A 26,125-nucleotide genomic window follows, 5' to 3' on the forward strand; every position below is an offset into this window, starting at 1 on the left:
GGTTGGAGGTGGAAGTGCAGCAATGCATGGAGCTGACCAATACTAATCGGTCGAGGGCTTATCCTAATATTTTGGAATTTAGGTTCCAGAAGCAAATGCAAGTTTTGAACTGCAAATTCATTCGTATCTAGTTTTCAGGGATTAAACCTTGAATTAAGCTGCATGTCCTTTATAAGGACTGATATTTTCTAGCAGCGATTTCGAGAAGCGTAAGCTTCGAAAAATCATGTTTGGTGGCGATAGCGGAGGGGTTCCACACGTACCCATCCCGAACACGACCGTTAAGCCCTCTAGCGCCGATGGTACTTGGACCGCAGGGTCCTGGGAGAGTAGGACGTCGCCAAGCATACAAGAAATATCGTTGATTTATATCAATGGTAATTCATTTTATGATTATTATCTATTGAAATAGGAAGCTATTTCGAAATATAGATTTGATTTAAACTTCAAGAAATAAATATTTAATGCAACATAAAGCTGTTACCGTTTGGTGGCGATAGCGGAGGGGTTCCACACGTACCCATCCCGAACACGACCGTTAAGCCCTCCAGCGCCGATGGTACTTGGACCGCAGGGTCCTGGGAGAGTAGGACGTCGCCAAGCACACACAAGAAATACCGTTGAGTTCGATTGACGGTATTTCTTTTTTTGGTTTTTTTAAATCTATTATTGCGAAAATTAAATATGATCTTGTAGAATCATCTGACAATACTAGGTTAGTATTATAGTATTGGTAGTTTAAAATTAATGAGCCTTTGTAGAAGTAATTTGATAAAGTTTGTGGAATGCTAAAGTAATTATATAGAAATAGGAGAGAAGTAGATACATGGGAAATACTTGGACAGTGGAGCATCTAATTTACTCAAATGAAATTGATCATAATGCAACTTGTCGATTATCTAATCTGTTAAGTCTGATGCAACGTGCTGCGGACGGCGATGTGGAGCATATGGGTGGGACGCGCGATCAAATGGTTGCCCACAACATGGGGTGGATGCTGACAACAATTGATTTAGTATGCGAACGGTTGCCCAGATTTAATGAAATGATAACCATAACGACATGGAATAAAGGAACGAAGGGTCCGTTGTGGTTAAGAGATTTCAGGATATTTGATGAGAATAATCAGGAAATTGCTAAAGCATGCACATTGTGGGCACTTGTTAATACGAATAAACGTAAAGTTCTGAGACCCTCAGCCTATCCTTTTGAAATAAATCCTTATTCTGAAGACTCGGTTGGACCTGTACCTGATAAAATGAATATTTCAGATGAAGTGGAGTTATATGATTCATACACGATGACGGCACGTTATAGTGGGATTGATAGTAATGGTCATTTAAATAATGCTCGTTATGCGGATTTGTGCATGGATGCTTTGACAGTAGAGGAGTTAGAGAAGGCATCTATTCATGGCTTTCATATTACGTATCATCATGAAGTCCAAAGGGGTGAAGTTATTCATATCCTACGTTCGAAAGTAAGGGATGGGGTAATCTATTTCAGAGGGCAGTCAGTAGAAGGAGCACGATATTACGATGCGTGTCTACGAATGAAGGAATAGAGAATAACTAGACCATTTCGTGTAAATGATATTGGAGAGGTGATATTATGCCAGATCAAAAACCGTTGAAATCCAATCTCCAACGCAATAAAGCAAGTATTAAAGAGAAATCAACCAGCCTTAGCCCGGATAAAGCAAAGGAATATCCAGCGAGTCTAAATGGAATTCCGAAGTCCGAGTCGTAATCGTGTAAATTTAGTTAACGCAGTCATTGAGTTAGTAAGTGAATATTCTTGGGAAAGGTCTAATACGAATTCGTATTAGACCTTTTGACTTTTTAGTCAGGGGTATCATCAATGTTATAATAATGAAGGATTGTCTAGCCAAGTACAAGAGGGCAGGACAACAAGACAGATGAAATAAGAAAGAGGCGGATTATGAAATCTTTAATATTAGCAGAAAAGCCTTCCGTTGCACGGGAAATCGCGCGAGTGATGGGGAGTAAAGAAAAACATAAAGGTTATTTCGAAGGACCTCAATATATTGTGACTTGGGCACTGGGACATCTTGTTGGATTGGCGGAGCCGGAGGATTATGATCGTAAATTTGCAGCTTGGAATTTGGAGGACCTTCCTATTCTGCCGGAATCGATGAATTTGAAAGTGCTGAGGGAGACAAGTCAACAATTTAAAGTCGTTCAGCAGCAAGCAAGACGACAGGATATTAGCAACTTAATTGTTGCAACGGATGCAGCGCGTGAAGGTGAATTGTTAGCACGTTGGATATTGAACATGATCAAGTGGAATAAGCCATTTCAGAGATTGTGGATTTCTTCACAGACGGACAAAGCGATCAAGGAAGGTTTCGCGACACTGAAGCCAGGAAGTCAGTTCGATCGATTGTATGAATCTGCCCGCTGTCGAGCTGAAGCTGACTGGATGATTGGATTGAATATTACAAGAGCATTAACTTGTAAATTCGGAGCTCAGTTATCAGCAGGGAGAGTCCAGACACCATCACTTGGAATGATTATGGATCGCGAGAAGGAAATAATTCATTTCCGTTCAGAGGAATATGACACATTGACTGCTGATCTAGGTAACTTCACAGCTACATGGAGAGCTACCAACGGAGACGCACGAATGTTTGATCGTAATCAAGCTGTAGTGTTACAGAAGAAGTTCCAAGGGAAGGCCGGCATTGTTGAAAAGGTTAATAAATCAGAAAAAGTAGAACCACATCCACTTGCGTACGATCTGACTGAACTTCAGCGTGATGCTAACAAACGTTATGGATTCTCAGCAAAACAAACCTCAAATGTGCTGCAACGTCTCTATGAACAATATAAATTAGTCACGTATCCACGAACAGATAGCCGTTATTTAACATCGGACATGATAGATACTTTCAAGGAACGCTTAGAAAGCGTAGCAGTGGGTCCTTATGCAACATTTGCCCGTCCTTTGTTACGCAGAAATCTAAACATCACTAAACGAATCGTAGATGATAGTAAAGTAAGTGATCACCACGCTATTATTCCTACTGAAGAGACAGTTCTTCTGAACCTACTTAATTCTGAGGAAAGAAAGCTTTATGATCTTATTGTTCGTCGATTTATAAGTCTCTTCTATCCACCTGCTCGTTATGATGATGTTGCTGTTACAGTGAAAATAGAGAATGAGAGCCTTCATACGAAAGGGACGACAGTAAAGGATATCGGTTGGCGTGAAGTGTACGGTGGCGATGTGGCCGATGATGCAGATGAGGATGAACCATCAGATCAACGAGATACAAGGTCTGTATTGCCAGAATTACATGTTGGAGAATCGGTGGAAGTACAACGTTGCACGGTTCGCCCTGGTCGTACGTTACCGCCGAAGCGATATACTGAAGCATTACTACTCTCACAAATGGAGAAGCATGGACTTGGAACACCAGCTACCCGCGCAGATATTATTGAGAAGTTAGTGTCATCAGACACGATTGAACGTAAGGGGAATATACTTCATCCGACAGGCAAAGGTAAGCAGTTGATAGAATTGGTGTCCCCACAGCTACGTACGCCAGAACTAACGGCTAAATGGGAATCGGAGTTAGAGAAGATTGCTCGTGGTGAAGGAAGTCCAGAATTATTTTTACAAGGAATCCGTAGTATGTCTAAGGAACTTGTGGCAGGTGTCAAAGGAAGTTCGGTTGAATACAAACCTCATAATGTGTCTAATAGTCATTGCCCAGAATGTAATACTCGGCTACTAGAGAAGAAGAATAAACGAGGTACATTGTTGACTTGTCCAAAAGAAGATTGTGGTTATCGTCGTTCGGATGATAAGAGAGTCTCAAACCGTCGTTGTCCGCAATGTCATAAGAAGATGGATATGAAGGAAGGTAAGGCTGGACTATACGTGCAGTGCCTGACATGTGGAATTACGGAGACGCTTAATCAAGACAAGAAACATATCAATAAACGCGAAGAACGAAAATTGGTAGAGAAGTATACACAGCAAGAAACCACGGGTTCGAATCTAGGGGACTTACTTAAAGCTGCACTGGAGAAAAAGAACAAAGGTTGATGTGTATAGCGATGAGATCCAGGAGATGGATTGTTTCCTGTACGTGGTAGTTCTATAATAGAAGAGTAAGTCTATCATTTTCGAATAAAAGGAGGACATGTAACAGATGATTACTGCACTATGGATTTGGTTTATTATAATTAACATGGTGGGTTATCTGGTCATGTCTGAAGACAAGAGACGAGCTCAGAAGAGGCGTGATCGAGTACCGGAAAAAACATTGTTTCTATTAGCTGCGATCGGTGGAGCATTAGGTGTTATTATTGCGATGTATCGCAAGCGACATAAGACAAGACATTTAAGCTTCCGGATAGGAATTCCTATGCTTCTCTTTATGAACGCCGTGTTGTACGGGTATTTTATCAGATAAGTCATTCAGAAAGAGGTGTAGCTCATGTTATATTCTAATATTTTAGTAGCATTTGATGGTTCCGAAGCTTCCAACAAAGCGTTAGATCACGCTATTTCTATGTTACAAGTAACACCCAATGCAAAGATTTCGGTTATTCATGTATTCGGTTTTCCACGAGTATATTTTGGAGAAGCGTATGCACCGATTTCGACTTCAGTCACCAAAGAATATTATGATCTGGCCGAACAAACGGTAGAGATAGCTAAGCAGCGCCTTGAGGTTGCTGGTGTAACAGGAACTGTGGAATTGATTCAGGGCGCTCCTGCTGAAATTATTCTTGATTATTCGAAAAAGAACAATTCAGATGTCATTATCATTGGTAGTCGTGGTCTTGGTGGCATTCGTGAATTTGTACTTGGCAGTGTTAGCCATAATGTTGTTCAACATGCTCGTATCCCAGTACTCGTTGTGAAATAAGACGATATTACTCAAAGCCAGTGCATCTGTAGTATTAGGATGTACTGGCTTTATTTAGTTGATTTTATGGCAAAAAGCGAACAATAAATTTACGTTGTTTATAAATGTTCGTGTTTGAGTTGACATAGGGTGATAGAGATTGTTAAACTAAGCAAGTGAAATAAGAAATAATAACAATAATATATAACTCATTTAATGATCTCGTATAAATCTGGGAATAGGGCCCGGAAGTCTCTACCTGAACACCGTAAATGTTCGGACTACGGGGGAATACTATCGAAACGCTATGAGATATTCTGAGGTTTCGATTACCATTGTCGGGAAATGCTCCCTTAAGGAGAAGGAAATGACAACGGGGTGGAGTGTTCCTTCCTATGTCCGGTGTCCCGAAAATAGCAGTATTTTCTTGGGGTTCCGGACTTTTTGGTCTTCATATATTCTTTGGTGCTGTTATTAATTTATATATTTATATATATCAATGAATCGCGAAGAAAGTGGGTTGAAGCATGTTGCCAGTAGTCGCTGTAATTATGGGTAGCAAGTCAGATTGGGAGACAATGCAGTATACTTGTCAGATGTTAGATGATCTACAAATTCCATACGAGAAGAAGGTAGTCTCGGCTCATCGTACACCTGATCTAATGTTCACTTTTGCAGAAGAAGCTGCAGGGCGAGGGATTCGGGTTATTATTGCTGGAGCAGGAGGAGCAGCGCATCTACCAGGTATGGTAGCGGCGAAGACAATCCTTCCAGTTATCGGTGTTCCGGTTCAATCGAAGGCATTAAATGGTCTGGATTCCTTACTCTCCATTGTGCAAATGCCAGGGGGGGTACCTGTGGCGACAGTAGCTATTGGCAAAGCAGGAGCAACCAATGCAGGATTGCTCGCAGCCCAAATGATCGGAGCCTTTGATCCGGAAGTTCAACAACGTGTTCAGAACCGTAGGGATGCCATTCGTGATGAAGTGTTAGAAAGTAGTGATGATCTATGAGTCATAAGTCTTCTGAAGGTGAGACTGATCAAGTAGCAAGGACGTTGCTACCAGGAAGTACGATTGGTATTCTAGGTGGAGGGCAATTAGGAAGAATGATCTCACTTGCAGGTACAGCAATGGGATATCAATTCGTAACGCTAGATCCAACAATACAATCACCTAGCAGTCCTGTTGCTCGACAAATTGTAGCAGAATATGACGATGTAGATGCAGCTCGTGAAATGGCAACAATCTCTGATGTCATCACTTACGAGTTCGAGAATATTGACGCTGGTGTGGCTGCGATACTTGTCAAGGAATCCTATGTTCCCCAAGGAAGCAAACTGCTATATACGACGCAACATCGTTTACGTGAGAAGGCAGCTATTGAAGCGGCAGGCGTTCCTGTTGCACCCTATCGTGTGATCGAAGGATTAGCTAGTCTAGAACAAGCCCTGGCAGAACTGGGTTATCCATCTGTATTGAAGACGGCTACAGGTGGATATGATGGGAAAGGTCAAGTTGTCATTCGGAGTGAGGATCAAATAGCGAATGCTTACACTGAACTAGAAGCATCTGGAAGAGAACTTGTGCTTGAGCAATTCATTCCGTTCGCTTGTGAAATATCAGTAATAGCTGCACGCAATCCGAATGGTGAAGTGAAGAGCTTCCCGATATCGGAAAATATTCACCAAAACAATATACTACATCTATCTATTGTACCTGCAAGGATAGAAGCCCATATCCAGAGAGAAGCGAGAAGGCTTGCAGAAACACTTGCAGCGAAGATGGAAGTTGTGGGACTACTGGCTGTAGAAATGTTCGTTACAGAGAATGGTCAGTTGTATGTGAATGAATTAGCTCCAAGACCACATAATTCAGGACACTATACGATGGAAGCTTGTACAACTTCACAGTTCGAGCAGCACGTACGCGCGATCTGTAACCTATCACTGGGAGATACAACATTATTGAGTCCTGTAGTTATGGTTAATGTACTCGGTCAACATCTGGATGCAGTTATACAGAGAACCGGGGAACAAGATGAGGAAGTAACAGAGTTAGGGATTATACCTAAACTTCATTTATATGGTAAGACTGATAGTAAGCATAATCGCAAAATGGGTCATATCAACTTACTTTGCAAAGATGTGGAAGATGGGCTGGATTGGGTAGAACATACGAATATTTGGAGGCAATAAAAAGATGATTGAACGTTATAGTAGACCAGAAATGCGTGCCATATGGACAGAAGAGAACAAATTTAATTCGTGGTTAGAAGTAGAACTTTGTGCTTGTGAAGCATGGGCAGAACTCGGTGTTATTCCGAAAGAAGATACCGTATTAATTCGTCAGAATGCAAAATTTGATATCGCTCGAATTAGTGAAATTGAACTAGAAACACGCCATGATGTCATCGCATTTACGCGTTCCGTGTCTGAAAGCCTTGGGGAAGAACGTAAGTGGGTGCACTACGGACTAACTTCTACTGATGTTGTTGATACAGCACTTGGATATGTATTGCTTCAAGCCAATGAGATTCTAGAGAAGGATATTCTTAATTTCATAGAGATTCTGAAAAATAAAGCTATAGCTTACAAAGATACTGCAATGATGGGCCGTACGCATGGTGTACATGCAGAGCCAACGACATTCGGACTCAAAATGGCATTATGGTATGAAGAAATGAAACGTAACTTAGAGCGTTTCCGTCATGCAGCAAATGGCGTTCAGTTCGGTAAAATGTCAGGAGCTGTCGGAACTTACGCGAACATTGATCCTTTTGTTGAAGAGTTTGTATGTAATAAGTTAGGTACGACAGCAGCACCCATCTCGACTCAAACATTGCAACGTGATCGTCATGCGGAGTATATGGCAACATTGGCTTTGGTTGCTACGTCATTGGATAAATTCGCTACGGAAATTCGTGCGTTACAAAAGAGTGAAGTACGTGAGGTAGAAGAAGCTTTCGCAAAAGGCCAAAAGGGTTCCTCTGCAATGCCTCATAAACGTAATCCAATTGGTTGTGAGAATATTTCAGGACTATCGCGTGTCATCCGTGGGCACATGGTGACTGCATATGAAGACGTAACCCTTTGGCATGAGCGTGATATTTCACATTCCTCAGTAGAACGCATCATTCTTCCAGATGCGACAATGTTACTTAACTACATGTTGAACCGTCTAGGAAATATTATTAAGAATTTGACGGTCTTCCCTGAGAATATGAAGCGTAACATGGCTTGTACCTTTGGCGTGCCATTCTCTGGCCGTGTCTTGACGAAGTTGATTGATAAAGGCTTGAGCCGTGAACAGGCGTATGATACTGTTCAACCTCGCGCGATGCAGGCTTGGGAAGAGAAACGTCAGTTCCGCGACATTATCGAGTCAACGCCTGAGATTACAGAAGTGCTAAGCGCTGATGAGATCGATGATGCCTTTAACCCGAGCTGGCATTTGAAGCATGTAGATACGATTTTCACTAAATTAGGTCTAGTCTAACAATATAGATAGAGTATCATACCGTGAGGGAGGACAAGGACATGACATCAACAGCTGTTTCTACTGCTGTGGAACTTGTTAACGCACCCCTGTTGTATAAGGGGAAAGTGCGAGAGCTTTATGATTTGGGGGAACATGTCCTCATTGTGGTGACAGATCGTATTTCTGCCTTCGATTATGTATTGGATCCTCCTGTACCTGACAAAGGGAATGTACTTAACCAGTTAAGCGCATTCTGGTTCGAACAGACAGCTGACCTGATGATGAATCATGTGGTTCATACGGATGTTGACCAGCTGGGGGAACTAATCAAGGATAAGGAATTGCTACGAAATCGGATTATGGTCGCTCGTAAGGCAGAGCGAATTGATATTGAATGCGTCGTACGTGGATATATTACGGGCGGTGGTTGGCGTCAATATCAGGAATCTGGTGAAGTGAATGGCATTAAGCTCTCCGAAGGTATGCGGAAGAACGAAGCGTTTGATACGCCTATCTTTACCCCCGCAGCGAAGAATGATGTTGGTCATGACGAAGATATTTCATTTGATACGATGAAACAAATGGTAGGCGAAGACATTGCACTTGAATTACAAGAACGAAGCTTGAAATTATATAGCTTTGCTCGTGATTATTGTGATAAGAGAGGCATCATTCTAGCAGATTGTAAGTTCGAATTCGGTATTTTGGATGGCCAAGTGATTCTCATTGATGAAATATTTACACCGGACTCTTCCCGTTTCTGGGCGAAAGAAAAGTATGAGCTAGATATTGAGATTGATAGTATGGACAAAGAGCCGGTTCGCTCTTACTTGGCTTCCTCGTCTTGGGATAAGAATAGTAAACCTGAGCCACTTCCACAAGAAGTCGTTGAGGAGACAACAAGAAGGTATCTGGACATTTATCGTCGATTAACGGAAGTGTAATTAATTATTAGCCATTCTGAGGAGGAACTTTGAATCATGATTAAAGCAACGGTTTATGTAACTGTCAAAAAAGGCGTATTGGATCCGCAAGGGGTCGCTGTTCAGGGAGCACTTCATTCGATTGGCTTCCAAGAAGTTGAGAGCCTACGAATCGGTAAATATATGGAACTCACGTTAGATACGAATGACCGCGCTGAGGCGGAAGAACGTTTGAAGGCCATGTGCGAGAAGCTACTAGCTAATACGGTAGTCGAGGATTACCGTTACGAATTGGAGGGCTAATGCCATGAAATTTGCTGTCTTAGTATTTCCAGGTTCCAATTGTGATATTGACTGTTATAAAGCGGTAGAAGAGATTGGTGAGTCTGTGGATTATGTATGGCACACAGCTACGGATCTTTCTGCTTATGATTGTATTCTAGTTCCAGGTGGCTTCTCTTATGGCGACTACTTACGTTGCGGTGCGATTTCACGGTTTGCACCCGTCATGGCTGAGGTTGCTAAGGCTGCTGAACAAGGGAAATTCATTTTAGGTATATGTAATGGTTTTCAGATTCTAACGGAAGCGGGCTTGTTACCTGGCGCACTTCGTCGTAACGAGTCGATGAAATTCCGTTGTCATGATACGGTTCTTAAGGTCGTTAATAATGAAACGCCGTTCACACGTGAATATGCTAAGAATGAAGAAGTCATCATTCCAATCGCTCATGGTGAGGGGAATTATTACTGTGATGAAGAGACGCTTGAAGCGTTGAGATTAAATAATCAGATTGTCTTCACATATGGCGATAACCCTAACGGTTCAATTGCTGATATTGCAGGTATTTGTAACGAACGTGGAAATGTCATCGGAATGATGCCCCATCCAGAGCGTGCAGTAAATACACTATTTGGTTCTGAAGATGGTAAACGCATGTTTACATCTATATTAAAGTCTTGGAGGGATTCACATGACACAGCAAGTATCAGCTAAAGAACCGACTGCGGAGCAAATTGCAGAGCAACATATATATCAGCAGATGGGTGTATCGGAGAGCGAATATGAGTTGATCTGTGAATTTATGGGTCGTAAACCTAACTATACGGAAATCGGTGTATTCAGCGTAATGTGGTCTGAGCACTGTGCATATAAGAATTCAAAGCCTTTGTTACGACGGTTCCCAACGACTGGTCCACGTGTTCTCATGGGTCCTGGTGAAGGCGCTGGTATCGTAGACATTGGTGACAACCAAGCTGTTGTATTCAAAATCGAAAGTCACAATCACCCTTCAGCTGTGGAACCTTTCCAAGGAGCAGCTACAGGTGTAGGTGGAATTATTCGCGATATCTTCTCGATGGGTGCAAGACCGATCGCTACATTGAACTCCCTTCGATTCGGAAAGCTTGAAAGTGATCGTGTGAAATATTTGTTCGAACATGTGGTATCTGGTATTGCTGGATACGGTAACTGTATTGGTATTCCAACCGTGGGTGGCGAAGTCGTATTTGATGAGAGCTACGAAGGTAATCCACTAGTCAATGCGATGTGTGTTGGATTGATCGATCATGACAAAATCCAACGTGGTGTAGCGAAGGGTGTAGGTAATCCAGTGTTTTATGTTGGACCACCAACGGGTCGCGATGGTATCCACGGAGCTACGTTTGCCTCCATCGAACTAAGTGAAGAATCAGAAGCGAATCGTACGGCTGTTCAAGTTGGTGACCCATTCATGGAGAAGCTAGTAATGGAGTCATGTCTGGAACTAATCGATAGCGGTATCGTGTTAGGTATTCAGGATATGGGTGCTGCAGGTTTGACATGTTCAAGTGCTGAGATGGCAAGTAAAGCGGGTAACGGACTAGAACTATACTTGGATCAAGTGCCACAACGTGAGGAAGGTATGACTCCTTACGAAATGATGTTATCTGAATCACAAGAACGTATGTTGTTCGTTGTTGAACCGAAAGATGAAGCACAGGCTCAAGAAATATTTGATCGTTGGGGGGTTATCTGCGCCAAAGTAGGTAAGGTAACTGACGATGGACGTTTGAAGCTGTTACATCGCGGGGAAGTTGTGGGAGATATGCCGGTAACTGCGCTAGTTGACGAATGCCCAGTATATGATAAACCATCTTCAGTTCCTGCTTATTATGTAAATAACGAAAGAATAGATACCCTTCGTTATGACGAAGTGACGGATCTTGGTGGCGCATTGAAACAGATTCTAGGTTCTCCAACTGTGGCGAGCAAAGCATGGGTATATGATCAATACGATTATATGGTTCGTACTAGTACGGCTGTTCGTCCAGGTTCTGATGCTGCAGTCGTAACCGTAAACGGAACGCGTAAGGGTCTAGCGATGACAACAGACTGTAACGGTCGATATGTTTATCTTGATCCCGAAGTGGGAGGTAAGATCGCAGTCAGTGAAGCGGCAAGAAACATTGTGTGTACTGGAGCAGAGCCACTCGCAATTACGGATAACCTGAACTTTGGTAACCCGGAGAAACCAGAAATTTTCTGGCAAATGGAGCAGGCTGTTGATGGTATGGCGGAGGCTTGTCGTGAATTAAATACACCGGTCATTGGTGGGAATGTTAGTCTGTATAACGAAAACGCAGGCGGGTCCATCTATCCAACACCAGTGGTTGGTATGGTAGGTCTAGTTCATGATATCGATCATATTACGACACAAGCTTTCAAGAATGAAGGAGATACGATCCTATTGCTTGGTGATACCAAGGCAGAACTTGGTGGTAGTGAATTCCAGACGATTCTACATGGTGTAGCTGAAGGTCGTCCGCCAGCACTTGATCTCCAAGTGGAGAAAAAACTACTGGCATCCGTACTTGGTGCGATTCAAAGTGGACTTGTTCAGTCAGCACATGATCTATCCGAAGGTGGTCTTTCTGTAGCTGTTGCTGAGTCATGTATAAGTGGTGGTGTTGGTGCTCAAGTTCACATCGAAACGGATCTTCGTTCGGATTTCGCATTGTTCAGTGAGAGTCAATCCCGTATCTTGTTATCTGCAACTCCTGAAAAGGCTGAACAGTTGAAGAATTACATCGAAGGACATGGTGTTCCTGTCGTAAATATCGGTACTGTTGGAGGAAGCAACCTTGTCCTTGATATCAATGGAAAGAATGCTCTGAATGAGTCCGTGGAAGCCTTGAAGCAGGTTTGGAAGGATGCGATTCCGTGTCTCATGAAATAACATCTGCAAAGTTTGCGTCCGATAAATCCTTGTCTCATCCACTTTGGAGCGGAGACTTTTATAATGAAGGTACGGGTAAGGACGATATATTTGATACGTTAAAAGAGGAATGTGGGGTATTCGGAGTGTATGGTCACTCCGATGCTGCATCACTCTCTTATTATGGACTACATTCTTTACAACATCGCGGAGAAGAAAGTTGCGGGATGTGTGTAGCGAATGGTAAGGAATTTAACTATCACCGCGGAATGGGACTAGTGAAAGAAGTATTCGATAAGGACACAATGGCATCATTGGTAGGTAACATGTCTATTGGACATGTACGTTATTCTACCAGTGGAGATAGCCGACTAGCGAATGCGCAGCCACTTATATTCAAATATCGTGATGGTGATTTAGCGATTGCGACCAATGGAAATATAGTTAATGCACCGCAAATTCGACATGAATTAGAACAGAGCGGTTCTATATTCCAGACGACTAGTGATACAGAAGTTGTTGCCCATTTGATTGCTCGTTCTTCTAAGGGTGTAGTGGAAGCAGCAAAAGATGCATTAGCACGTATCGTTGGAGGGTACGCTTTCCTGATTATGACGAATGATAAGTTACTTGTAGCTTCTGACCCTCATGGACTTCGTCCTATTACGATGGGGAAATTAGGCGACTCGTATATATTTTCTTCAGAATCATGTGCACTTGAGACGGTTGGAGCTGAACTATTACGCGATATTCAACCAGGTGAACTATTGATCCTAGATAAGGATGGGCTTAAGGAAGATCGCTACACTGAACCACAGCGTAAAGCTTTATGTGCGATGGAGTACATTTACTTTGCTCGTCCGGATAGTGACCTGAATGGTTCGAATTTGCACGCTTCGCGTAAAAGAATGGGTAGTCGGATGGCTTTGGAATCGTTCGTTGATGCAGATATCGTAACTGGCGTTCCGGATTCAAGTATCTCGGCTGCGATTGGTTATGCAGAACAGACAGGAATTCCTTATGAGCTTGGTCTGATTAAGAACAAATATACAGGCCGTACCTTCATCCAACCAAGTCAAGAATTGCGTGAAAAAGGTGTCAAAATGAAGCTCAGTGCTGTTCGTGGTGTTGTTGAAGGTCAACGTGTTGTGATGATAGACGATTCAATCGTTCGAGGTACAACGTGCCTACGTATCGTGAACTTGTTGCGTGAAGCGGGTGCCACTGAGGTGCACGTTCGGATTACTTCACCACCTTTCAAGAATCCATGTTACTACGGAATTGATACACCTGATCGTAAAGAGCTAATTGCTGCTAATAAAACAGTAGAAGAAATTTGTCGTGAGATCAATGCAGATTCACTGGCTTTTCTAAGTCCAGAGGGACTCATTAGCGCGGTAGGTGGAGACAATGCAAATGATCCGAGCGGTGGATTATGCCTCGCTTGTTTCAATAATGATTATCCGACAACGCTTGATTTCGATGGTGAAGAAAAAGCAGGATGTGGTTGTTAATATCGATCTGCTCAAGATAATTCATGTAAATGCTGTTATAAATAAGGCTCGCCAATTATGGAAGGAGTGTTCTTACAAGTGTCTGAAGCTTATAAAAGTGCTGGTGTAGATATCGCTGCAGGAAACGAAGCGGTAGAACGTATGAAAAAGCATGTGAAGCGGACGTTACGTCCAGAAGTAATGACGGATCTAGGGGGATTCGGTGCTTTGTTCGCAATGGACAAAAGTAAATACGATGAGCCCGTACTAGTATCTGGTACGGATGGTGTTGGGACAAAGCTGAAGCTTGCATTCGCAATGGATCGTCACGATACGATTGGGATTGATGCTGTAGCGATGTGTGTCAATGATATCATCGTACAAGGAGCAGAACCACTATTCTTCCTCGATTATCTTGCATGCGATAAAGTACGACCAGAGAAGATTGAAGCGATCGTAGCTGGAATTGCAGAAGGATGTCATCAAGCAGGTTGTGCGTTAACGGGTGGAGAGACTGCTGAAATGCCTGGTATGTATTCCGAAGGCGAATATGACATTGCTGGATTTACGGTAGGAATTGTCGATAAGAAGAACATCATTAATGGTTCAACTATCGCTCCTGGGGACACGGTGATTGGGCTTGCTTCCAGTGGTGTACACAGTAACGGATTCTCCTTAGTTCGTAAACTTCTTCTTGAACAATCAGGATATGATCTGCAGGATGAAATCGCTGAATTAGGTGGCAAATTGGGAGATACATTATTGATCCCAACGAAGATTTATGTGAAGTCCTTATTGGCTCTAATTGAGAAGGTGAAAGTCAAAGGGATGGCTCATATTACTGGCGGTGGATTTATTGAGAATATACCGCGGATGTTACCAGATCATGTTAATGTGGACATTGAATATGGTACATGGCCGATTCTACCTATATTTGAATTAATGCAGAATAAAGGTAATATCACAAATCGTGACATGTTCACAACCTTTAACATGGGGATCGGTATGGTACTGGTTGTTCGCGAAGAGGATGCAGTTGAAACACTTAGCATTCTACAGAGTAATGGAGAAGAAGCTTATATTATTGGCCGTGTAAACGAGGGTGAATCTATCGTTACCTTTACAGGGGCTGACGTGTAATGAGTCATTACCGTATTGCAATATTTGCTTCTGGTGAGGGTAGCAATTTCCAAACGCTAGTGGATGCGAGTCAAGAAGGCTTGCTCGGCGGTGCGAAGGTAGAATTGCTAGTGTGCGATAAGCCAGAGGCGCCTGTTGTCAAGCGTGCACGTGATGCTGGCGTACCTGTTCATTTGTTTACACCTAAATCTTATTCTTCTCGTGAGGCGTATGAATTAGAGATCGTGGAGCAATTAGATGCACTTAATATAGAGTTAGTCGTTCTAGCTGGTTATATGCGATTGTTAACATCTGTAATGGTGGACAAATATACTGGACGACTAATCAACATTCATCCATCGCTACTTCCATCTTTTCCAGGTACGAATGCGATTCCTCAAGCCCTTAACTATGGTGTCAAATTGACGGGAGCTACGGTGCATTTTGTGGATGGAGGAATGGATACGGGGGCTATTATAGCTCAACAAAGTATCGAAATTGAGTCTAATGCTACGGTAGAGTCACTTGCTAATGATATACATGCTATAGAGCAGGAGTTATATCCACGGGTTGTGTCATGGTTTGCGCAAGGATGTGTAGTACTAAACGACAGACAAGTAACAATATTGCCGTATAAATAACGAGAATTCGTCAGTGGGTAATTACGTGTGCAAGATTTTTCGATATTTCTCGGGAAATATTGTTCGTGGCATGGAAAGCTATCGTTTAACATGGCGGATTGTCGAGCAAAGCGTGAATGAGCTTGGTAATCTGTCACACATATAAGGAGGATCCAATTCGTGAGTATAAAGAGAGCGTTAGTCAGCGTGTCGGATAAACAGGGCATCGTGGATTTTTGCCGCGAACTGTCTGCATTGGGCGTGGAGATTATTTCGACTGGGGGAACAAGCAGTCTTCTTGCTAAAGAAGGTGTGCCAGTTATCGGAATTTCAGAAGTTACAGGGTTCCCGGAAATTATGGATGGGCGTGTTAAAACACTACATCCGGCTGTACACAGTGGACTATTAGCTGTGCGCGATAACGCGGAGCATCAACAACAGATGAAAGAATTGGAGCTTGGCTATATCGACCTTGTTGTCGTGAACCTGTATCCCTTCCAAGAAACCATTGCTAAACCAGACGTATCGTATGAAGAAGCTATTGAGAACATTGACATCGGCGGACCTACCATGCTCCGTTCAGGTGCTAAGAACCATGCATTCGTTAGTGTGGTTGTAGATTCTAGCGATTACAGTGCTGTGCTTGAAGAAATCCGTAAGGATGGAGACACAACACTAGAGACTCGCAAACGGCTCGCGGCAAAAGTGTTCCGCCACACAGCGGCTTATGATGCCCTAATCTCTGATTATATGTCGAATGTAACGGGTGATCCATTGCCAGAGCGTTTAACTGTGACATATGAGAAAATACAAGACTTACGGTACGGTGAGAATCCGCATCAGAAGGCAGCATTTTATCGTAAACCGCTAGCTCCTGCTGGGACGCTGACAACGGCTGAACAGCTTCATGGTAAAGAATTATCTTACAACAATATTAATGATGCGAATGCAGCGCTACAAATCGTGAAAGAATTTAATGAACCTGCGGTTGTAGCAGTTAAGCATATGAATCCATGTGGTGTTGGTATCGGAAGTAATGTATGTGAGGCTTATCAAAAAGCTTATCATGCGGATCCTACTTCTATCTTCGGTGGGATTGTAGCTGCGAATCGTACGATTGATGCAGCTACAGCAGACTTATTGAAAGATATTTTCTTAGAAATCATTCTTGCACCAGACTTCACGCCTGAAGCGCTTGAGATTCTAACAAAGAAGAAAAACCTACGTTTGTTGAAAATGGGTGAATTCGGTTCATCTGAAGATCGTAACAGCCAATTCCTATTAACCTCGATTGATGGTGGGATGGTCGTTCAAGAAAGTGATGTTCATTCTGTAAATGTTGCAGAGTTGAATGTTGTTACGGACCGTAAACCAACAGAAGATGAATTAAAGCAGTTATTGTTCGGATGGAAAGTAGTTAAGCATGTTAAATCTAATGCGATTGTTCTTGCAGCAGATAACATGACAGTCGGTGTAGGTGCAGGCCAGATGAATCGTGTTGGTTCAGCGAAGATTGCGATTGAGCAAGCGGGAGATAAGGCTAAAGGATCAGTCCTTGCTTCAGATGCATTCTTCCCAATGGGAGATACCGTTGAATTTGCAGCTAAAGCCGGCATTACTGCGATCATCCAACCGGGTGGTTCAATCAAGGACGAAGAGTCCATTAAAGCAGCAAATGAACATGGCATTGCAATGGTATTCACAGGTGTTCGTCACTTTAAACACTAAAGAATAGTCATTAGCCACTCGTTCTGATGTGGGATAAGAATGAGTGGCCGTACCATGAGATCGCGTCATATTTAGGAGAATGTGAACCTATCTAGCGAAAGATTTCGTGAAGCATGTAAAGAGTCTAATAGGCAATGAATAACGTGCGAAGAGGGAGAGGCGAACATGGACATATTGGTCGTAGGCGGTGGGGGTCGTGAACACGCCATCATATGGGCACTAGCGAAGAGCCCGCAGGCTGGACGCATATACTGTGCGCCGGGCAATGCTGGAATTGGAACCATTGCGAAATGCGTACCGATTGCTGTAAGTGAATTTGATCGACTGACGAAATTTGCGATTGAGAATAATATAGATTTTGTTGTGATCGGACCCGATGATCCATTAGTGGATGGAATCGTAGATGCTTTTGAAGCTAGAGATATTCCAGTGTTTGGACCACGTAAGAATGCAGCAGAAATAGAAGGTAGCAAGACTTTCATGAAAGATTTACTACACAAATATGATATTCCAACGGCAGCATATGAGAAGTTCGATAATTACGAAGATGCAAAAGCATATCTACTGAATCAGGAAGTTCCTATCGTTATCAAAGCAGATGGACTTGCAGCAGGAAAAGGGGTTACGGTTGCTTTTTCAATGGAGCAAGCAGAATCTGCATTACATGATATTATGGTGAACAAAGTGTTCGGTGATGCTGGAAGTCATGTCGTAATTGAAGAATTTCTTGCTGGGCAAGAAATGTCTATCCTTGCTTTTGTAGATGGTGAGACGGTTCGACCGATGGTTGCTGCTCAGGATCACAAGCAAGTATTCGACAACGATCAAGGACCTAATACCGGAGGGATGGGAACCTATTCTCCACTTCCACATATTGATTCAGCTATTATTGAAGAAGCTATTGAGAAGATTATCAAGCCGACGGCTAAGGCAATGGTTGCGGAAGGACGTCATTTCACAGGGATATTGTTCGCTGGATTGATGATTTCGCCTGATGGAACACCGAAGACGATTGAATTCAATGCACGTTTTGGAGATCCGGAGACGCAAGTTGTACTTCCAAGGTTGAAAAGTGACTTGCTTGCAATCATGTTGGCAGCCGTGAACGGAACACTGGCTGACATCGAGATTGAATGGAGTGAGGAGGCTGCTGTATGTGTCGTACTAGCCTCAGGTGGCTACCCTGCATCCTACCCTAAAGGCATCGTAATTGATGGTCTGGAAGACGTAAAGGACGCACTCGTATTCCATGCAGGAACGGCTAAGACTGAGACTGGCGAATGGATCACGAATGGTGGACGAATTCTGGGTGTTGTCGGACTCGGTGCAGACATCGCTGAGGCCCGTGCTAAAGCATACAGTGAAGCAGCTCATATTGACTTCGAGGGCAAACATCTTCGAACAGATATTGCTGCGAAGGCATTGCTTTAGTAAGTGTGGATAGCTAAAAGTAAGATATAGCATGAGCAAGATAAGAAGTAATAAGTAATCGAAGAAGTACGATACAGCTAGATGATGCTAGACATAGCAAGAAGCTATAGTAAGACATTTATCGTAAGAAGTAATAGCAAGATGTAATAGTAAGAGGTATGATACAGAAACAAGTAGATATAGTGGTCTAGCAAATTTAGCAAGAGTTAAAGTATTATTGTAATACAGGGGGAACAAGAGCGGATAAGAAATAGAGAGATCTAATAAATAGATCCTAAAGCAATAGAACTTAAAAAGAGGCCTTCCTGGCAAAAGGAAGGCCTCTTTACATACTATGAAGCAAATAGTATAGCTGAATAACAATTGATCCTTAAACTGCATCTAGCGAAGAGGACGGGATTGTTCTGTAGAAGCGGAGCGTTCGCATTTGTAATCAGATTTCCACCGCAAAAGCGGTATATAATCAAGAAATCTGATTACAAGAGCGATCGTAAGAACAATTCGTTATCGTAGCGATCTCTGCAAGTTAACAAAATGCTTTTTCAACATCTATTTCGAAATATCAACGAATCCTTCCCCAAACACATCACGTACATCATGAATGGTTACAAAAGCATCGATATCAATTGACTTAACGATTTTCTTGAGTGCAGACACTTCCTGTTTGCTGATGACGATGTAAAGGATTTCTTTGGACGTCTTCGTATAGTATCCATGACCCGAAAGAACAGTAACGCCTCGATCCATGTCGACAATCACTTTTTCAGCAATTTGGTCTTGGTCTTTTGAAATAATCATAACGGCTTTCTTAGGATTTAGGCCCTCAATAATGAAGTCCATCACTTTCGTACCCACATAGAGCATGATGATCGTGAACATAAGACTTTCTGCGCCAATAATAAAGTAAGAAGAGAATGCCACAATGAGGTCGAAAAATAACAGCGCGTAGCTTATATTCCAGTCTAGGTATTTGTTGGCCATTCTTGCAAGAATCACTGTACCAGCCGTTGTACCTCCGACACGTATAATAATTCCAATCCCTACACCCACAAAGACACCACCAAAAATAGCATTCAGAAGTAGTTCATCTGAAGGAATGCTCCAGTTGGCCGTTAAATGGAGGAAGAGGGAATTGAATAGTACAGCAATAATAGTGTATATTGTCGCTGTTCTGTCCAAAAACTTATACCCAGCTAGGAGTAAAAAGGCATTGATAATCAAGCTGACTAGTCCTGGGGACCATTGGAAAAGATAGTATAATATAATCGTTATCCCGGTAACGCCACCTTCACCGAACTCATTTGGAATAACGAATAAATTAACTGCTAATGCGAAGATAAACGCACCTAAAATAATTGTAACAATATCGATCATTTTCTTATTCATGAAATGCCCGCCTTTGTTGTGTTGGTTCAATACGTTAGCTTAAGTAATAGGCTCACAAAAGTTAAATGCTAACCCCCATTTTTACATATGTCAATGATAGATGCAAAGTGGTACGTTGGCTTGCGAAATAATGACATGAATCCACCATCATAATGTAGAATAAATAGGAAAATTAGGATTAATGATGACTTGCATAATGTCTCTAATCGAGATATTATTGATTTAATAATCTTAATATCAAAATAAATATCATGTGGTTAACCTAACTGCATCTGGAGGCGATATATTGTGAAGCATATATTTAAACAAGGAAGCGATGTTTCTGCACCAACACTCGTTCTATTTCATGGTACTGGAGGTACTGAAGAGGATCTAATGCCCATTGGGCAAATGATCTCACCTTCATCTTCTATACTTAGCGTTCGTGGTAATGTGTTAGAGAATGGCATGCCCAGATTCTTTCGTCGTTTAGCGGAGGGCGTGTTCGATGAAGTAGACTTGGTGAACCGTACGCAAGAAGTTTACGCATTCTTGGATGAAGCCTCAGAGAAATACGGGATAGATCGTCGTAACATGGTAGCTATAGGTTATTCTAACGGCGCTAATATTGCGGGAAGTCTTCTGTTCCATTATGAGGATGCATTTAAAGGTGCCATTTTGCATCATCCTATGGTTCCTTTGCGTAATAAGGAGTTACCTGATTTGTCATGTATACCTGTCTTTATCGGCGCTGGACGTAACGATATGATGTGCCCTGCACAAGAATCAGAAGATCTTAAGGCTTTGTTGGTAGGAGCGGGATCTGTAACAGATTTACACTGGGAGAACAATGGGCACCAATTAAGTCGTACCGAGATTGATGCTGCAGGAGAATGGTTTAGTAAACATTTCAGTTAAGTTAGAGGTAATAAGGTATGACTTGAAACAGAGGGTCCTTCATCTTGTCGAAGATGGAGGGCTTTTCTATATCCAACATCCTATGATACGGTTGAAAAAAGAGCGCAAAAGGAGTACGTTACTAAGATGAAATAAAAAATAAGAATTCAACTATACATAGATATTTAAAAGAGGAGAAGGATGGCATACATGGAAAATGATAAGAACACAGCCCACAATGAAGAAGCTCATACGCAATCGTCTACAGTAGAATCAATGAAATCAGTATCTAAACCACAAAAGCATGCGCCTGTTATGATGGAAGAAATCGTACGAGCACATCATGTGTTAAAAGAAGTCATTGTACGGACACCTTTACAATGGGATGCTGTACTTTCAGCAAAATATAATTGTAACGTGTATCTAAAACGCGAGGATTTACAAGTGGTACGATCTTTTAAAATTCGCGGTTCATATAATATGATTCGTAGTCTCTCCGAGGAAGAGTTAGCGAAGGGAATTGTCTGCGCAAGTGCAGGAAATCATGCTCAGGGTGTGGCTTTTTCCTGTAAGACACTAGGAATTCAAGGGAAAATATATATGCCGAGTACTACACCTAATCAAAAAGTAAAACAGGTTAGGCGTTTCGGTGGTGAGAACGTTAAGGTCGTATTGATCGGTGATACGTATGACGATGCATATGCTGAGGCTATGAAGACCTGTGATGAACAGGGGATGACGTTTATTCATCCGTTTGATGAGCCTCGTATTATTGCGGGCAATGGGACGATTGCCATGGAAGTAATGGAGAGTCTCAATACAGCTGCAGATTACATCTTTGTGACGATTGGTGGAGGCGGACTAGCCGCGGGGATAGGTACATATATCAAGACCGTTAGCCCTAATACCAAGTTGATTGGGGTAGAGCCATTGGGAGCTGCCTCTATGAGTGAAGCATTGCTACGTAAAGAAGTGGTGACTATGGATGTGATTGATAAATTCATAGATGGAGCTGCAGTGAAGCGAGTAGGGGATTTAACCTTTGATATCTGTTCACGTACGCTTGATGATGTTGTGAAGGTACCTGAAGGCAAAGCTTGTACAACGATTCTTGAACTATATAATGAGAATGCTATCGTTGTAGAACCCGCGGGAGCTTTGTCCGTATCAGCATTAGATTTATATCGTGAGCAGATTAAAGGAAAGACAGTGGTATGTATTATCAGTGGAGGAAATAACGATATCGCACGGATGCAAGAGATCAAGGAACGCTCTCTGATTTACGAAGGGCTTAAGCATTATTTCATGATCAATTTCCCACAACGTGCAGGTGCATTGCGTGAGTTCCTTCAAGATGTACTAGGTCCTGGTGATGACATTACGAATTTTGAATATACGAAAAAGCACAATAAAGAAAACGGACCTGCACTCGTAGGTATTGAATTAGATGAGAAGGATGACTATGCCGCATTGATTGAACGTTTGAATCGTAAAGGATTCGAGTATACGGAACTCAATAAGGACCGTAATTTATTTAATTTACTTTATTAAAAAATAATTCAATAGGAAACAGCAAAAAAGCGTGTATACGAAAAGAACGTATCACGCTTTTTTTTGCTGTGCTTATGATGTACTCTTACGTGTATCTTGTTAACTTCTGAACGGTGTGCAACATTGACTAACATTTCACCGTTAAATAGGCAATTAGAATTTCGCTGATATAACGTGTGTAGGGGGATGAGCATGAAATATTTATTAACGTGTATAGTCGTCATATTTATCCTGTCGGGTTGTTCTATAGGTGGTAGCTCAGAATCAGATTATAACGAAATACGATTAGGAGACGAAGCTATTGCTAAGGTGATACTTGAAACCAGTAGATTTGAGTTCCCAACAAAAGAGGGGAAGACTGAGGGAATCATTCTGGGGGGCGGTCCAGTACCAGGGTTACGTATTCCAGGTGAGTTCACTTCAGCAGCTATGAGAGAAGATAAAGATACATTCGTCATTACATTAACTGAGTATTGGAGTTCAGATGATTTTCAGGATGAGAATAGCCCTGAAGAGACAATCTTGAGTCACTATTGGAAATATAGAGTTACCGATTCTGAAGTAGAACTGCACGAAGAGGGTGGAGACTTCTCTCCAGAGCATGTGGAGTAAATTGAGCCGGACTAAGGTTCCTTAGAACGTAAATAATTCATCTAGATTTACGCGATGGTCTGCGAATATATGATGCCAGTCATTCGTAGCTGAATCATAATAGTAATCTTGCTTCCATGATTCAATATTTATCATAATGGAACGAACGGCCTCTGAGATAGCATACATCTCTTGATCGGTCATCGTGGGGTGAATGGATAATCGAATCCAACCCGGTTTATTGGTTAGATCACCCTGATCTAGTTGGTCTGTAATAGCTTTTGATGTATATTCATTAATTTGAAGTAAGTAATGGCCATAAGGGCCAGCGCAAGAACAACCACCACGTGCTTGAATGCCGAATCGATCATTAAGTAATCTTACAAATAAGTTGTAATGAATACGATGTGCAATGAAAGATATAATTCCCAGACGTCTTTGAGCATGATCCTCCAACACAAATATGCCCTGTGTATCGGTTAACTCGTCCATAAGTATGGAGGTTAATTCACGATCACGCTGAATAATCTGACTACTACCCATACGTTCTTTGAGCTGAATACAGAGTGCAGTTCTGATCGTCTGGAGAATGGGGGGCGTCCCTCCATCTTCGCGTGCCTCGATATCTGTGTAATACTGCCGACCTCCTACTGAATTTGTCCAAGAAACAGTCCCACCACCGGGACGATCAGGAATGTGATTGTTGTAGAGCTGCGAATTGAAGATCAAGACACCACTGCTCCCAGGCCCACCTAGAAATTTATGAGGTGAGAAGTATATGGCATCTAATTGTTCCAAAGGGGATGAAGGGTGCATATTGATATCGACGTAGGGAGCACTTGCCGAGAAATCAACGAAACACAACCCTCCATATTCATGCATCTTTCGAGCGAGGTGATGATAAGGTGTCTGGATTCCGGTGACATTGGAACAAGCAGTAAAGGAACCTATTTTACATGTGCGATGGTTATATTTCACTAAAGCTTGTTCTAATTTCTCTGGATCTACCTCTCCGTTTCCTCCTGGTTCAATACATACGACATCTCCAATGGTTTCCGACCACGATAACTGATTAGAATGGTGCTCCATATGACTAACAAATATAATCGGACGGCTCGCTTCAGATAAGGAACCATGTCGATCTATCCACTCGGGCACTCTAAGTCCTAAGATGCGCTGTAGCTTGTTAACAGCTGAGGTCATCCCAGCACCGGTGTTAATAAGAATATCTCGTTCGTCTGCATTCACATGCCGTTTAATCAAGTTACGTGCTTGTTTGTAGGCTTTAGTCATGGTTGTGCCTGTAATATTAGCTTCTGTATGTGTATTCGCCATATAGGGGCCGAACTGCTCTAGAATGTGTGATTCAATGGGGAGATAAAGACGTCCGCTGGCTGCCCAATCCGCATAAATGATTTGTTTCCTACCGTATGGTGATTCGAAATAGAAGTCTGTACCGATGATATGGTTCCTAAACGTTTTGAAATATTGTGTCAATGACAGATCCTCAGCTTGACTATTGCGTTGTACATTTGGCACGCATTATTCCTCCAACATATCCTGATTTGATCTCATTATATGTCTGAACGTTATTGTAGGTTAGTGCCTATGGATAAAATAAACTTGTAACACGGGTATGATATTTTAAATTTTAAATAAATAATTGCGAATATAGTTGGAATTGCAAACTAGGAGACAGGCTGTTATGAGATATTATTAAAGAATGTATTGAAATTTTGAGATGAATTACGTTACGCTATTAGCTTGAGATATTCACATTCACATTGATTTCAGTCTCAGAGAAAGAAGGAGTATAGTTGTCACGTCTTGTATATTTAGCACTTATTGCACTTAGTCTCATTTGGGGCGGATCGTTCTTTTTCATCAAAATGCTTCTTCATGATTTCGGTCCTTGGACCATCGCCTTCTTAAGATCAAGTACTGGTCTAGTCGTTATTGTAAGTATCATGTTAGCGTTGAAGAAGCCATTTGGAATACGGACTATTTCTTGGGTTCCGATGACCATTATGGCATTGATCAATACAGCAATTCCTTGGGCATTCATTGCTTTTAGTGAGACACGATTGCCTAGTAGTATGGCATCTGTCTTAAATGCTACAACACCAGTGTGGACAATTATTGTGGGTGTGTTGTTCTTTCGTTCTGTTTCGAGTAAAAGACAGTGGATCGGAATAGGGATTGCGACCGTGGGTCTAATCATATTGCTTGATGTTAATCCTGATACATTCATTTCGGTGGATGTGCTTGGATTCGGTTGTATGATTGCAGCGACATTCTGTTATGCCGTAGGATCTCAGTTATCGAAGAATCTTCTTACATTAGGATACTCCATGTATCAAGTTACCTTTGGAACGTTGCTATGTACGATGATTGGAAGTGGGATTATGGCTTTCTCTACGGAGGAAGTCTCATTATCACACCTTGCATCGTTATCAAATATACTAATGCTTGTTGGATTAGGTGTGTTCGGATCGGGTATTGCCTATATCTTGTTCTATTATATGATTCAAAAAGGAAGTGCAGAATTTGCAACGATGGTAACCTATCTCGTTCCATGTACTGCTGTTCTATGGGGATATACCTTATTAAATGAACATATTAAGTGGACATTGTTGGTTGGGTTGGTGATTATTCTTACCGGGGTATTCATAGCTAGTTGTAAAAGCAAACCGAAATATTCAAAACTAATATCAGAAGATCAATAACAGATAAGTTTGATACAAAAAAAGCCTTCACGTACACATCACTGTGAGAAATCACAGCATGTGTCGAGAAGGCTTTTTTAAATCGTTGCAAAGAAATATGAGTCTACCACAGCAGTCTATATAGGG

General features: G+C 42.0%; 23 protein-coding genes, 2 rRNA genes and 1 riboswitch. Of the genes, 23 read left to right on the forward strand and 2 right to left on the reverse strand.

Translation table 11 applies throughout. From position 1 onward, the window contains the following. Window positions 1–229: 229 nt before the first annotated feature. The 19 genes from rrf (PBAT_RS15185) (at window position 230) to purD (ending at window position 18,869) form a co-directional block, all read left to right on the forward strand. A 5S ribosomal RNA gene (gene rrf / locus PBAT_RS15185) occupies window positions 230–346 on the forward strand. Between the two features lie 140 nt (window positions 347–486). Further along, window positions 487–603 (forward strand): 5S ribosomal RNA (rrf, locus tag PBAT_RS15190). A gap of 223 nt (window positions 604–826) precedes the next feature. Continuing rightward, window positions 827–1,564, forward strand: a complete 738-nt coding sequence (locus PBAT_RS15195) for an acyl-[acyl-carrier-protein] thioesterase (RefSeq protein ID WP_068650818.1) — start codon at window positions 827–829, stop codon at window positions 1,562–1,564. A 47-nt stretch (window positions 1,565–1,611) separates the two neighbouring features. Then, complete coding sequence (locus PBAT_RS25625; protein ID WP_169810126.1) at window positions 1,612–1,749, forward strand: hypothetical protein; 138 nt, start codon at window positions 1,612–1,614, stop codon at window positions 1,747–1,749. A 192-nt stretch (window positions 1,750–1,941) separates the two neighbouring features. Next, window positions 1,942–4,074 (forward strand): DNA topoisomerase III, encoded by a 2,133-nt coding sequence (locus PBAT_RS15200; RefSeq protein WP_068650819.1) that lies wholly within the window; start codon window positions 1,942–1,944, stop codon window positions 4,072–4,074. Between the two features lie 106 nt (window positions 4,075–4,180). After that, on the forward strand, window positions 4,181–4,444 hold the full coding sequence (locus tag PBAT_RS15205) for a DUF1294 domain-containing protein (protein ID WP_068650820.1): 264 nt from the start codon (window positions 4,181–4,183) through the stop codon (window positions 4,442–4,444). 24 nt (window positions 4,445–4,468) lie between these two features. Further along, window positions 4,469–4,903, forward strand: a complete 435-nt coding sequence (locus tag PBAT_RS15210; RefSeq protein WP_068650821.1) for a universal stress protein — start codon at window positions 4,469–4,471, stop codon at window positions 4,901–4,903. Between the two features lie 181 nt (window positions 4,904–5,084). Beyond that, a riboswitch (purine riboswitch) is annotated at window positions 5,085–5,186 on the forward strand. Window positions 5,187–5,409: 223 nt separating this feature from the next. Then, window positions 5,410–5,895, forward strand: a complete 486-nt coding sequence (gene purE / locus PBAT_RS15215; RefSeq protein ID WP_068650822.1) for a 5-(carboxyamino)imidazole ribonucleotide mutase — start codon at window positions 5,410–5,412, stop codon at window positions 5,893–5,895. After that, window positions 5,892–7,079 carry a 5-(carboxyamino)imidazole ribonucleotide synthase gene (gene purK / locus PBAT_RS15220; RefSeq protein WP_068650823.1) on the forward strand — a complete coding sequence of 396 codons (1,188 nt, stop codon included), beginning with the start codon at window positions 5,892–5,894 and terminating at the stop codon, window positions 7,077–7,079. Before purE ends, purK begins: the two co-directional genes overlap by 4 nt. A gap of 4 nt (window positions 7,080–7,083) precedes the next feature. After that, window positions 7,084–8,379 (forward strand): adenylosuccinate lyase, encoded by a 1,296-nt coding sequence (gene purB / locus PBAT_RS15225; RefSeq protein WP_068650824.1) that lies wholly within the window; start codon window positions 7,084–7,086, stop codon window positions 8,377–8,379. A 41-nt stretch (window positions 8,380–8,420) separates the two neighbouring features. Beyond that, window positions 8,421–9,305, forward strand: a complete 885-nt coding sequence (locus tag PBAT_RS15230; protein ID WP_068650825.1) for a phosphoribosylaminoimidazolesuccinocarboxamide synthase — start codon at window positions 8,421–8,423, stop codon at window positions 9,303–9,305. A gap of 36 nt (window positions 9,306–9,341) precedes the next feature. Further along, entirely contained in the window at window positions 9,342–9,587 is a 246-nt protein-coding gene (purS, locus tag PBAT_RS15235; protein WP_068591829.1) for a phosphoribosylformylglycinamidine synthase subunit PurS, read from the forward strand. 4 nt (window positions 9,588–9,591) lie between these two features. Next, window positions 9,592–10,278, forward strand: coding sequence for a phosphoribosylformylglycinamidine synthase subunit PurQ (gene purQ / locus PBAT_RS15240; protein WP_068650826.1), 687 nt, complete (start codon window positions 9,592–9,594; stop codon window positions 10,276–10,278). After that, window positions 10,256–12,499, forward strand: coding sequence for a phosphoribosylformylglycinamidine synthase subunit PurL (gene purL, locus PBAT_RS15245; protein WP_068650827.1), 2,244 nt, complete (start codon window positions 10,256–10,258; stop codon window positions 12,497–12,499). Before purQ ends, purL begins: the two co-directional genes overlap by 23 nt. Further along, window positions 12,484–13,992: an amidophosphoribosyltransferase gene (gene purF / locus PBAT_RS15250; protein ID WP_246168430.1), complete on the forward strand. Its 1,509-nt coding sequence runs from the start codon at window positions 12,484–12,486 to the stop codon at window positions 13,990–13,992. Before purL ends, purF begins: the two co-directional genes overlap by 16 nt. A 78-nt stretch (window positions 13,993–14,070) precedes the next feature. Beyond that, complete coding sequence (gene purM / locus PBAT_RS15255; protein ID WP_068650828.1) at window positions 14,071–15,111, forward strand: phosphoribosylformylglycinamidine cyclo-ligase; 1,041 nt, start codon at window positions 14,071–14,073, stop codon at window positions 15,109–15,111. Continuing rightward, window positions 15,111–15,731, forward strand: a complete 621-nt coding sequence (purN, locus tag PBAT_RS15260; RefSeq protein ID WP_068650829.1) for a phosphoribosylglycinamide formyltransferase — start codon at window positions 15,111–15,113, stop codon at window positions 15,729–15,731. The genes purM and purN overlap by 1 nt, the downstream gene beginning before the upstream one ends. 159 nt (window positions 15,732–15,890) lie before the next feature. Next, window positions 15,891–17,438: a bifunctional phosphoribosylaminoimidazolecarboxamide formyltransferase/IMP cyclohydrolase gene (gene purH, locus PBAT_RS15265; RefSeq protein WP_068650830.1), complete on the forward strand. Its 1,548-nt coding sequence runs from the start codon at window positions 15,891–15,893 to the stop codon at window positions 17,436–17,438. Window positions 17,439–17,603: 165 nt separating this feature from the next. After that, window positions 17,604–18,869: a phosphoribosylamine--glycine ligase gene (gene purD, locus PBAT_RS15270; RefSeq protein ID WP_068650831.1), complete on the forward strand. Its 1,266-nt coding sequence runs from the start codon at window positions 17,604–17,606 to the stop codon at window positions 18,867–18,869. Between the two features lie 549 nt (window positions 18,870–19,418). Here purD and PBAT_RS15275 read toward each other — a convergent pair. Beyond that, on the reverse strand, window positions 19,419–20,255 hold the full coding sequence (locus PBAT_RS15275; RefSeq protein WP_068650832.1) for a YitT family protein: 837 nt from the start codon (window positions 20,253–20,255) through the stop codon (window positions 19,419–19,421). A gap of 288 nt (window positions 20,256–20,543) precedes the next feature. Here PBAT_RS15275 and PBAT_RS15280 point away from each other — a divergent pair, with 288 nt between their 5' ends. The 3 genes from PBAT_RS15280 (at window position 20,544) to PBAT_RS15290 (ending at window position 23,294) form a co-directional block, all read left to right on the forward strand. Continuing rightward, window positions 20,544–21,152: an alpha/beta hydrolase gene (locus PBAT_RS15280; RefSeq protein ID WP_068650833.1), complete on the forward strand. Its 609-nt coding sequence runs from the start codon at window positions 20,544–20,546 to the stop codon at window positions 21,150–21,152. Window positions 21,153–21,407: 255 nt separating this feature from the next. After that, window positions 21,408–22,682 (forward strand): threonine ammonia-lyase IlvA, encoded by a 1,275-nt coding sequence (gene ilvA / locus PBAT_RS15285; protein WP_068650889.1) that lies wholly within the window; start codon window positions 21,408–21,410, stop codon window positions 22,680–22,682. Between the two features lie 192 nt (window positions 22,683–22,874). Further along, window positions 22,875–23,294, forward strand: coding sequence for a hypothetical protein (locus PBAT_RS15290; protein WP_068650834.1), 420 nt, complete (start codon window positions 22,875–22,877; stop codon window positions 23,292–23,294). Between the two features lie 21 nt (window positions 23,295–23,315). Here the strand turns inward: PBAT_RS15290 and PBAT_RS15295 are convergent, their stop codons facing one another. Then, window positions 23,316–24,812 (reverse strand): aminotransferase class V-fold PLP-dependent enzyme, encoded by a 1,497-nt coding sequence (locus PBAT_RS15295; RefSeq protein ID WP_068650835.1) that lies wholly within the window; start codon window positions 24,810–24,812, stop codon window positions 23,316–23,318. A gap of 278 nt (window positions 24,813–25,090) precedes the next feature. On the opposite strand from PBAT_RS15295, the gene PBAT_RS15300 reads away from it, so the two are divergent. Next, window positions 25,091–25,999: a DMT family transporter gene (locus PBAT_RS15300; RefSeq protein ID WP_068650836.1), complete on the forward strand. Its 909-nt coding sequence runs from the start codon at window positions 25,091–25,093 to the stop codon at window positions 25,997–25,999. The last annotated feature ends 126 nt before the right edge of the window (window positions 26,000–26,125 follow it).

The sequence above is a fragment of the Paenibacillus antarcticus genome, from assembly GCF_001637225.1.
In the GTDB taxonomy this organism is placed as follows: Bacteria; Bacillota; Bacilli; order Paenibacillales; family Paenibacillaceae; genus Paenibacillus_AQ; species Paenibacillus_AQ antarcticus.